The 10,200-nt window shown below is 67.4% G+C and carries 7 protein-coding genes; 6 read left to right on the forward strand and 1 reads right to left on the reverse strand.

The window, feature by feature from the left end; all coding sequences use genetic code 11:
- Window positions 1-1,094, reverse strand: a 1,094-nt coding sequence (locus N7590_RS21030; protein WP_279935864.1) for a pyridoxal phosphate-dependent aminotransferase, incomplete at its 3' end; no start/stop codon positions are given.
- A 260-nt stretch (window positions 1,095-1,354) separates the two neighbouring features.
- Here N7590_RS21030 and ligA point away from each other — a divergent pair.
- The 6 genes from ligA to gyrA all read left to right on the forward strand — a co-directional run.
- Window positions 1,355-3,826: an NAD-dependent DNA ligase LigA gene (gene ligA / locus N7590_RS21035; protein ID WP_204275094.1), complete on the forward strand. Its 2,472-nt coding sequence runs from the start codon at window positions 1,355-1,357 to the stop codon at window positions 3,824-3,826.
- A gap of 49 nt (window positions 3,827-3,875) precedes the next feature.
- Complete coding sequence (locus tag N7590_RS21040; RefSeq protein ID WP_053450216.1) at window positions 3,876-4,361, forward strand: GNAT family N-acetyltransferase; 486 nt, start codon at window positions 3,876-3,878, stop codon at window positions 4,359-4,361.
- On the forward strand, window positions 4,358-5,314 hold the full coding sequence (gene epmA, locus N7590_RS21045) for an EF-P lysine aminoacylase EpmA (protein ID WP_053450215.1): 957 nt from the start codon (window positions 4,358-4,360) through the stop codon (window positions 5,312-5,314). The genes N7590_RS21040 and epmA overlap by 4 nt, the downstream gene beginning before the upstream one ends.
- 139 nt (window positions 5,315-5,453) lie before the next feature.
- Window positions 5,454-6,182 carry a DUF3011 domain-containing protein gene (locus tag N7590_RS21050; RefSeq protein WP_164240954.1) on the forward strand — a complete coding sequence of 243 codons (729 nt, stop codon included), beginning with the start codon at window positions 5,454-5,456 and terminating at the stop codon, window positions 6,180-6,182.
- Window positions 6,183-6,228: 46 nt separating this feature from the next.
- Window positions 6,229-7,293, forward strand: a complete 1,065-nt coding sequence (mtnA, locus tag N7590_RS21055) for an S-methyl-5-thioribose-1-phosphate isomerase (protein WP_053450213.1) — start codon at window positions 6,229-6,231, stop codon at window positions 7,291-7,293.
- A 217-nt stretch (window positions 7,294-7,510) separates the two neighbouring features.
- Window positions 7,511-10,200: DNA gyrase subunit A (gene gyrA, locus N7590_RS21060; protein WP_279935865.1), on the forward strand; the 2,690-nt coding region annotated here is incomplete at its 3' end.

Raw genomic sequence — 10,200 nt, forward strand, 5'->3', positions numbered from 1 at the left:
GCTTGGCGGAATGCCGCCATCTCCTCTTCGGTGCCCACGGTGACGCGCACGCGCTGCGGCCAGATCGGCCAGCTGCGCCCGATCACCACGCCGTTCTCCGCCATGGCCTTGGCGAAGGCGCCACCGTCGCGCTGGACATCGACCACGAAGCAGTTTGCCTCCGAGGGCAGGCAGCTGAAGCCGCGCTTGCCCAGCCATGCAAGGGTGGTCTGTCGTGCCTTCGCATTCTGCAGTCGTCGCTGCGCGATCAGTTGCGGGTCGCGAAGGCTGGCCAGTGCCGCCGCCAGTGCGGGCACCGGCAACGGGTTGTCGCCGAGGCTGGCCAGCTCACGCAGGCGGTCGGGATGGGCCGCCGCAACGCCCAGTCGCAGGCCGGCCATGCCGTACAGCTTGGAGAACGTGCGCAGCACGATCAGGTCATCGCGCTGTGCAACCTGTGTGATCAGGCTCGGCTGCTCGCTGTACTGCAGGTAGGCCTCGTCGACCAGAACGCGGGTCGACGCCGGCTTGTGGGCCAACAGCCAGGCAAGCTCATCCGGCGGGCTGATCGAGCCGGTCGGGTTGTTCGGGTTGCACACGTACAGCAGCCCGGTGGGGCGTGCGTGCGCGGCAGCGACCATCGCGCGCAGGTCGTGTGCGCCGTCGTCGCGCAGCGGCACCTTCTGCACGTGCGCACCGTGCGCGGCAGCAACCTCGCCCAGCGTCTCGAAAGTGGGGTCGGCCACCACCAGTCCCGCCTGCGGGCCAGTCCACAGCGTGGCAGCGCGGTTCAGTGGTTCACTGGAGCCGGGGTACAGGCGCACGTGGTCGGCGGGAATGTGCGCCTGCTCGATGAAGGCGTCGCGGACCTGGCCCGCCAGCGCGAAGCGATAGCGGCCACACTGGGCGATGCTGTCGCGCGCCGCCTGCTGTGCTGCAGGCGAGGGGCCGTAGGGGCATTCGTTGAAATTCAGCAGCACGGCGCCGTCGGCAGGGGCAGGCGCCACGACAGCGGCGGGCTGTGCCTGGCCGAGGCGAGGCAGGCCGCTGCCCGCCAAGGCGAGGCCGGCACCGGCCAGCTGCAGGAAGTGGCGGCGGGAGGCAGGCAGGGTCACGGGCGGGATTCCAGAGGGCAACCGACGCACGCTAACGCTGGTGGTGATGGGCGGCAAGCCCACGTTGTAGCGTCGAGCTTGCTCGACGGACCGCCCTTGTGGAGTCGAGCCATGCTCATCCGGAGATGTGCCAACCAAGGTTGGCACCTGCCAGGGCGGGGGAGCGCCAGTCGAGCAAGCTCGACTCTACAAAGGGCGCCGGCGTTACAGGGCCTGACGGCCGGGCGCGGTAGAATTCCCGGCCATCCCAGAACCACCGGATCCCGATGAGCCCCAGCCCCGCCGAACGCGCCGAAGAACTTCGCCGGCAGATCGCCCAGGCCAACCGCGCCTACCACGAGCTGGATGCGCCGGAGATCCCCGACGTCGACTACGACCGGCTGGTGCGCGAGCTGGAAGCGCTGGAGCGCGAGCATCCGGAGCTGGCACGTGCCGACAGCCCGACCCAGCAGGTCGGCGCCCGTCCCTCCGGCCGTTTCCCGGAAGTACGCCACGCGGTGCCGATGCTGTCGCTGTCCAATGCCTTCAGCGATGAGGAAGTGGCCGACTTCGTGCGCCGCATCGATGAGCGCCTGGGCCGTCGCAGCCTGCAGTTCTCGGCCGAGCCGAAGATGGATGGCCTGGCGATCAGCCTGCGCTACGAAGAAGGTCATTTCGTGTTGGGCGCCACCCGCGGCGATGGCAGTACCGGCGAGGACGTGACTGCCAACCTGCGTGAGATCGGCGACATCCCCAAGCGCCTGCATGGCAAGAACTGGCCCGACGTGCTGGAGGTGCGCGGCGAGGTCTACATGGCCCGCGCCGACTTCGAGGCCTACAACGAACGTGCGCGCCAGCAGGGTGGCAAGGTGCTGGCCAACCCGCGCAATGCCGCCGCCGGTTCGTTGCGCCAGCTGGACCCGAAGATCAGCGCGCAGCGCAGGCTGAGCTTCTTCGCCTACGGCACCGGCGAGGTGCAGGGCGGCGAACTGCCCGACACCCATTCGGGCACGCTGGCCCAGCTTGGCGCCTGGGGCTTCCCGGTCAGCGCGCTGTGCAAGGTGGTGGAAGGCACCGACGGCCTGCTCGGCTATTACCGCGATATCGGTGAGCGCCGCGATGGCCTGCCGTTCGACATCGATGGCGTGGTCTACAAGCTGGATGATCGCGCCGGCCAGCAGGCGATGGGCTTCGTCTCGCGTGCGCCGCGCTGGGCCATCGCGCACAAGTTCCCGGCGCAGGAACAGAGCACCACCGTGGAGGCGATCGAGATCCAGATCGGCCGCACCGGTGCCGCGACGCCGGTCGCGCGGCTGGCGCCGGTGGCGGTGGCCGGTGTGATCGTGTCCAACGCCACCCTGCACAACGCCGACCAGATCGCACGGCTGGATGTGCGCGTGGGCGATAGCGTGATCGTTCGCCGCGCCGGTGACGTGATCCCGGAAGTGGTCAGCGTCATCCTCGACCGCCGCCCGCCGGGCACCACGCCATGGCAGATGCCGACGCGCTGCCCGGTGTGCGGTTCGGAGATCGTGCGCGAGGAAGGCGCTGCAGCATGGCGTTGCTCGGGCGAACTGTCCTGCCCGGCACAGCGCAAGGAAGCCATTGCCCATTTCGCCTCGCGCCGCGCGATGGACATCGATGGTTTGGGTGACAAGTACATTGAAACCCTGGTCGACGCGGGCATCGTCAAGAGCGTGGCCGACCTGTACCGCCTCAACCGCGACCAGCTGCTGCACCTGAAGCTGGTGCTGGATGCTGAAGACCCTTCCGCACTGGCCGCCGCGCTGAAACTGCACCTGCCGGCCGAAGGCAGCGGTGCGGTGCTCAACGCGGTGCTCAAACTGGATGGCACTGATCCGGGCTGGCGCGCACAGGCGCTGGTACAGCCGGCCAGCTTCGATTGGAACACGAAGAAGATCGCCACCAAGTGGGCCGACAACCTGATCGCGGCGATCGATGCAAGCCGCGCCGCCACGCTGGAGCGACTACTGTTCGCGCTCGGCATCGAACACGTGGGCGAGAGCACGGCCAAGGCGCTGGCGCAGTGGTTCGGTGATCTGGAGCTGATCCGCCACCTGCCGTGGCCGTTGTTCAAGCGCGTGCCCGACATCGGTGGCGAAGTGGCCCGCTCGCTCGGCCATTTCTTCGAGCAGCAGGGCAACCAGCAGGCCATCGATGACCTGCTGAAGGTCGGCCAGGTGCGCATCAGTGATGTGCATGCACCCAGTGCAAAGCTGCGCGAAGGCCTGGATCTTGCGCAGCTGCTGGTTGAATCGGAAATCCCCGGAATCACGCGCCTGCGCGCGGAGAAGCTGGTGGCGGCGTTGCCGGGCGCCCAGGCGGTGCTGGATGCCGAACATGGCCAGTTCGTCAACGCGGGCCTGCCGGACGACACCGCGCGCGGCCTGGCGCAGTGGCTGGACGCCGAAGGTCATGGCGTGATGCTGCTGGCGGCCGAAAAGGCGATGCAGCTGATCCTGGCCAAGGCGCCGGCGCTGGCCGAGATCGTGGCCGGCCCGCTGGACGGGCAGACCGTGGTGCTGACCGGCACCCTGGCCCAGCTCACCCGCGATGCCGCCAAGGAGCGCCTGGAGGCACTCGGTGCCAAGGTCTCCGGCAGCGTCTCGAAGAAGACCAGCTTCGTGGTGGCCGGTACCGAGGCGGGCTCCAAACTGGACAAGGCGCAGTCGCTGGGCGTGCCGGTGTGGGACGAGGACCGACTGCTGGCCTACCTCGCCGAACACGAATGATGACTTCGCCGGGTGCCTCGCGCCCGGCCTGAAACACAAAGGAACACCGATGCAGACCGCCCCGCTGGATTTCCGCCTCGCCACCCGCGCCGACGAGGAACGGTTGATCGCGTTGATGCGCGAGTTCTATGCCGAAGACAGGATCGACTTCGATGATGCGCGCGTGCGTCGCGGCGTGGATGCACTGCTGGCCGACCCGCGCAACGGCGAAGTGCTGCTGTGGTTGGACGAGGCGGCTGACGTGGTGGGCTACGCGGTGATCGCGATGGGCTTCAGCCTGGAACAGGGCGGCCACTTCATGCTGCTGGACGAGCTGTACCTGAGCCATCGCGCGCGCGGTCGTGGCCGTGGCAAGCAGGCGCTGGCCATCTGCGAACAGCGCGCCCGCGGGCGGGGCGTCAGCCGGCTGCGCCTGGAAGTGAACCACCACAATGAACTGGCGCGCCGCCTGTACCTGGCCAGCGGCTACATCGATGACACCCGTGACCTGCTGACCCTGCCGCTGGACCATCCGCGTCCGGAGGGGATCCTGTGAGCGCGGCCCTGCTGCGCACGCTGCAGCAGCGCGCGTCACTCAATGCGCTGGTGCGTCGCTTCTTCGCCGAGCGCGATGTGCTGGAGGTGGAGACGCCGATCCTGTCGGTGGCGGGCAACACCGAACCGAACATCGACAGCTTCCATACCGATTTCACCGGCCACGTCGATGCCGGCGGCCGCCGCCGCTGGCTGCGCACCTCGCCGGAGTATCCGCTCAAGCGCCTGTTGGCGGCCGGTGTTGGCGACTGCTATGAGCTGGGCCGGGTGTTCCGCAACGGCGAGGCCGGTGGCCGCCACAACCCGGAGTTCACCATGCTGGAGTGGTACCGGGTCGGCTGGGACCACCACCGGCTGGTGCAGGAAACCGCCGAGCTGGTCGGCCAGGCGCTGGCCCTGGTCGGGCGCAGTGCATCCCTGCGCGTTCTGAGCTACCGCGAGCTGTTCCAGCAGCATGTGGGCGTGGACCCGTTCGACGCCGATGAGGCCGCACTGCGCGCCGCACTGGGCGATGTGCATATCGATCCGGTCGGCCTGACCCGCGATGACTGGCTGGATCTGTTGATGACCCACCATATCCAGCCGCATTTCGATGACGCGGTGATGACCGTGGTGCATGACTGGCCCGCCAGCCAGGCAGCATTGGCCCGCATCCGCCCCGGCACGCCGCCGCTGGCGGAACGCTTCGAGTTGTACCTGGGGCCGGTGGAGCTGGCCAACGGCTATCACGAACTGAACGATGCCCACGAGCAGCGTGCGCGTTTCCAGCGTGACCTGCAGCGTCGGCATGAGCGCGGCCAGGTGCAGCCGGCGCTGGACGAAGCGTTGCTGGCCGCATTGCCGTCGTTGCCGGCCTGTGCCGGCGTCGCCGTCGGCGTCGACCGCCTGCTGATGGCGATGAACCGCACGCCACGCATTGCCGATGTGCTGGCCTACGACTTCGCCCATGCGTGAGCGCAGCGCTTTGCTGAACATCGAAGACTGAACGGATTGCTGCGTTCGCGCGCTTGCTTCGGCAAGCAGGATGATGCTCTTATCACGGCAGATGCGAGACACTGGCATCGGAATTCGTCCACTCCTGTTGGGGAAGGCATTGGTCAATTGGTTTGCGGTCGTCGCTGCTCCGGTGTACTCCATCGCGCTCTGGGGTGCCTGGCTGCCGTCCTCGGCGTCTGCCCAGCAGGTTGGCTACGACGATGCAGTGGTGACCTGCGAATCGCGTGACATGGCGTGGGTGCATTGCGATATCGATGTCAGCAATGGCGTCGACCTGGTCCGCCAGCTGTCCAACAGCAGCTGCATCCGTGGCAGCGAGTGGGGGACCGACCGCAGTGGCGTCTGGGTCACCCTGGGCTGCCGCGCCGAGTTCCGCGCGCGTCGCGCTGCCGGCGCCACGGCTGCGGCCACTGAAGGCAAGCGCCTGGTCCGTCGCGTGGTGCGGTGTGAATCCAACGGCCGCCCGCAGAGCTGCCCGGTGCGCCTGGATGGCGCCCCGGTCCGCCTGCTGCGACAGCTGTCGGCGCTGCCGTGCCGGGAAGGGCAGGGCTGGGGCTACAAGCGCAATGAGGTGTGGACCAGCCGCGGTTGCCAGGGCGATTTCGAAGTGGCCGATGATGAGGGCCGCTTCGTCGATGTGCCGCGCAGGTTGACCTGTGAATCCAAGTCGAAGAAGCGCCGCTTCTGCGGTGCCAGCATCTCGGTGGGGGCTGCCGTCTCCGAGCAGCTGTCCAACACGCCGTGCGAGGAGGGCAGCACCTGGGGCTGGAACCGCAACGGGATCTGGGTGGACGGCGGCTGCCGCGCCGAATTCCTGGTGAACTGAGCCGGGCAGGCTCCAACGCTGCCGGGCGTGGCCCTACAATGGGCCCATGAACACTGCCTCCGACATCGATTACGCCCGCTACGACCACATCCGCCCGATCCTGTGGACCGGCGATGCCCTGCAACTGCTGGACCAGCGCAAGCTGCCGTTCGTGGTCGAGCATGTGGTCTGCCATGACAGTGACGAGGTCGCCTCGGCCATCCACGCACTGACCGTGCGCGGTGCGCCGGCGATCGGTATCGCGGCTGCCTGGGGCGTGGTGCTGGCGGCACGTGACGTGCAGGCGGCCGATGGCATGCAGGCACTGCAGCAGCTGGAGCCGGCGCTGCAGCGCTTGAACGCTTCGCGTCCGACCGCGGTCAACCTGGCCTGGGCGCTGGCACGCATGCGCCGTTGCCTGAACGCTGCCGGCCCGGACTGGAAGGCATTGCTGGCCGCGGAAGCGCAGGCCATTGCCGAGGAAGACCTGGCCGCCAACCGTCACATGGGGGCGCTGGGCGCGGGCCTGATCGACGCTGGCAGCGGGGTGCTGACCCATTGCAATACCGGCTCGCTGGCCACCGCCGGCTTCGGTACCGCACTGGGCGTGATCCGTGCCGGCATGGCCCAGCACCGCATCGCCCGTGTCTTCGCCGGCGAAACGCGGCCGTGGCTGCAGGGCGCGCGCCTGACCGTGTGGGAGCTGCAGCAGGATGGCATCGACGCCACCCTGATCGCCGACTCGGCGGCCTCGCATCTGATGAAGACCGGCGCCGTGCAGTGGGTGATCGTCGGCGCCGACCGCATCTGCGCCAATGGCGATACCGCCAACAAGATCGGCACCTACCAGCTGGCCATTGCGGCCCGCCACCACGGCGTCAGGTTCATGGTCGTGGCACCGTCCTCGACCGTGGACATGGAGACTGTGGACGGCAGCCAGATCGAGATCGAGCAGCGCGACCCGGGCGAGTTGTACGGCGTGGGCGGCACCCGCACCGTGGCCGAGGGCATTGCCGCCTGGAATCCGGTGTTCGACGTGACCCCGGGCGAGCTGATCGACGCCATCGTGACCGAGCGCGGGGTGATCCTGAACCCGACCGTGGAGAACATGCGCGCCGCCTTCGGCGGTTGAAGCGCAGGGGAGGGGCAGCGTGACCTCCGCCCCCGGGTCGTGCCGGCCGCTGGCCGGCAACCCCTAAGTTCCTGATTTGTGCCGGTAAAATCCCCGTAAAGGGAGGCGGAAAACGGCCTGTTGTGGTAGTATCCACAGGTTGAATCGAGGTTCCGGCACGACCCCCTCCCGCAGAGGGCTGCGCCGGACTGGACCGCTACCAGACAACGGAACCCGAATGGCAGAAACCGCCAAGGAAATCATCCAGGTCAACCTGGAAGACGAGATGCGCAAGAGCTACCTCGATTACGCCATGAGCGTGATCGTGGGCCGCGCGCTCCCGGATGCGCGCGACGGCCTCAAGCCGGTGCATCGTCGCGTGCTGTTCGCGATGAACGAGTTGAACGCGCACAGCAACAAGCCCTACTTCAAGTCGGCGCGTATCGTCGGTGACGTCATCGGTAAGTACCACCCGCATGGCGATCAGTCGGTGTACGACACGTTGGTGCGCCTGGCACAGCCGTTCTCGCTGCGTTACATGCTGGTCGATGGCCAGGGTAACTTCGGTTCGATCGACGGCGACTCCGCCGCGGCGATGCGATACACCGAGGCGCGCATGTCGCGCCTGGCGCATGAGCTGATGGCGGACATCGACAAGGAAACCGTCGATTTCCAGCCCAACTACGACGAAAAGGAACTGGAGCCGACGGTCATGCCGACCCGGTTCCCGAACCTGCTGGTCAATGGTTCGGCCGGTATCGCAGTGGGCATGGCGACCAACATCCCGCCGCACAACCTGAGCGAATCGATCAACGCCTGCATCGCGCTGATCGACAACCCGGACATCGATGTTGACGGCCTGATGGAGTACATCCCGGGCCCGGACTTCCCGACCGCCGGCATCATCAACGGCACCGCCGGCATCGTCGCCGGCTACCGCACCGGCCGTGGCCGCGTGCGCATCCGTGCCAAGGCCGATATCGAAGTGGCCGACAACGGCCGCGAATCGATCATCGTCACTGAAATTCCTTACCAGGTGAACAAGGCGCGTCTGATCGAGAAGATCGCCGAGCTGGTCAAGGAAAAGAAGATCGAAGGCATCAGCGAGCTGCGCGATGAGTCCGACAAGGACGGCATGCGCATCTACATCGAGATCAAGCGCGGTGAATCTGCCGAGGTTGTGCTGAACAACCTGTACCAGCAGACGCAGATGGAGTCGGTGTTCGGCATCAACATGGTGGCGCTGGTCGATGGCCGCCCGCAGTTGATGAACCTCAAGCAGATGCTGGAGGCGTTCGTCCGCCACCGCCGCGAAGTGGTCACCCGCCGCACCGTGTTCGAGCTGCGCAAGGCGCGCGCCCGTGCCCACGTGCTGGAAGGCCTGACCGTCGCGCTGGCCAACATCGACGAGATGATCGAACTGATCAAGACCTCGCCGAACCCGAACGAAGCCCGCGAGCGCATGCTGGCACGCGTGTGGGAGCCAGGCCTGGTCGGTGCGATGCTGGGCGCCGCCGGTGCCGAAGCTTCGCGTCCGGAAGACCTGCCCAAGGGCGTGGGCCTGATCGAGGGCGGCTACCAGCTGACCGAGATCCAGGCCACCCAGATCCTGGAAATGCGCCTGCACCGCCTGACAGGGCTGGAGCAGGACCGCCTGACCGACGAGTACAAGCAGCTGCTGGAAGTGATCGCCGGGCTGATCCACATCCTGGAAGATCCCGACCGCCTGCTGCAGGTGATCCGCGAGGAACTGGTCAACGTCAAGGCGGAGTTCGGCGACGAGCGTCGCACCGAGATCCGCCACAGCGAAGAAGACCTGGACATCCTCGACCTGATCGCGCCGGAAGACGTGGTGGTCACCGTGTCGCACGCCGGTTACGTGAAGCGCCAGCCGGTGAGCGTGTACCGCGCGCAGCGCCGTGGTGGCCGTGGCCGTAGTGCGGCGGCGACCAAGGAAGAGGATTTCATCGAACAGCTGTGGCTGGTCAACACGCACGACACGCTGCTGACCTTCACCAGTTCGGGCAAGGTGTTCTGGCTGCCGGTGTACCAGCTGCCTGAAGCCGGTTCCAACGCCCGCGGCCGCCCGATCATCAACTGGATCCCGCTGGAGCCGGGCGAGCGCGTGCAGGCCGTGTTGCCGGTGCGCGAATACGCCGATGGCCAGTTCGTGTTCTTCGCCACGAAGAACGGTACGGTCAAGAAGACCCCGCTGGGTGAGTTCGCCTTCCGCCTGGCCCGCGGCAAGATCGCGATCAACCTGGACGAGGGCGATGCCCTGGTCGGCGTCGGCCTGACCGACGGTGAGCGTGACATCCTGCTGTTCGCCTCCAACGGCAAGACCGTGCGCTTCGGCGAGGACAAGGTCCGCTCGATGGGCCGTACCGCGACCGGCGTGCGTGGCATCAAGATGCCGGCGGGCGAGGAAGTGGTCAGCCTGATCGTGGCCGAAAGTGCCGGTGGCAGCGAGGACGAGAACGAGGACGACAACGGTGTCGAGGAAATCGCAGCCAATGGCGATGCGGTGATCGACGGCGCCGACGACGCCAGCGTGCAGTACATCCTTACCGCCACCGAGAACGGCTACGGCAAGCGCACCCCGCTGCCGGACTACCCCCGCAAGGGTCGTGGCACGCAGGGCGTGATCGGCATCCAGACCACCGAGCGCAACGGCAAGCTGGTCGCCGCGGTGCTGATGGGCTCCGGCGATGAAGTCCTGCTGATCTCCGATGGCGGCACCCTGGTGCGTACCCGTGGCTCGGAAATCAGCCGCGTCGGCCGCAACACCCAGGGCGTGACCCTGATCCGCCTGTCCAAGGACGAGAAGCTGCAGGCGGTGGAGCGCATGGATGCCTCGATCGACGAGGACGAGGACGAGGTGGCCGCCGCCGCCCCGGCCGCGACCGACGGCATCCCGGCTGCTGCCAG

The sequence above is a fragment of the Stenotrophomonas sp. GD04024 genome, from assembly GCF_029837545.1.
Classification (GTDB): Bacteria; Pseudomonadota; Gammaproteobacteria; order Xanthomonadales; family Xanthomonadaceae; genus Stenotrophomonas; species Stenotrophomonas forensis.

What these genes read in the sequence shown, in the direction of transcription:
- N7590_RS21040 (WP_053450216.1), top strand. Translation starts at nt 3,876, where the DNA reads ATGCAGACCGCCCCGCTGGATTTCCGCCTCGCCACCCGCGCCGACGAG.
- mtnA (WP_053450213.1), top strand. Translation starts at nt 6,229, where the DNA reads ATGAACACTGCCTCCGACATCGATTACGCCCGCTACGACCACATCCGC.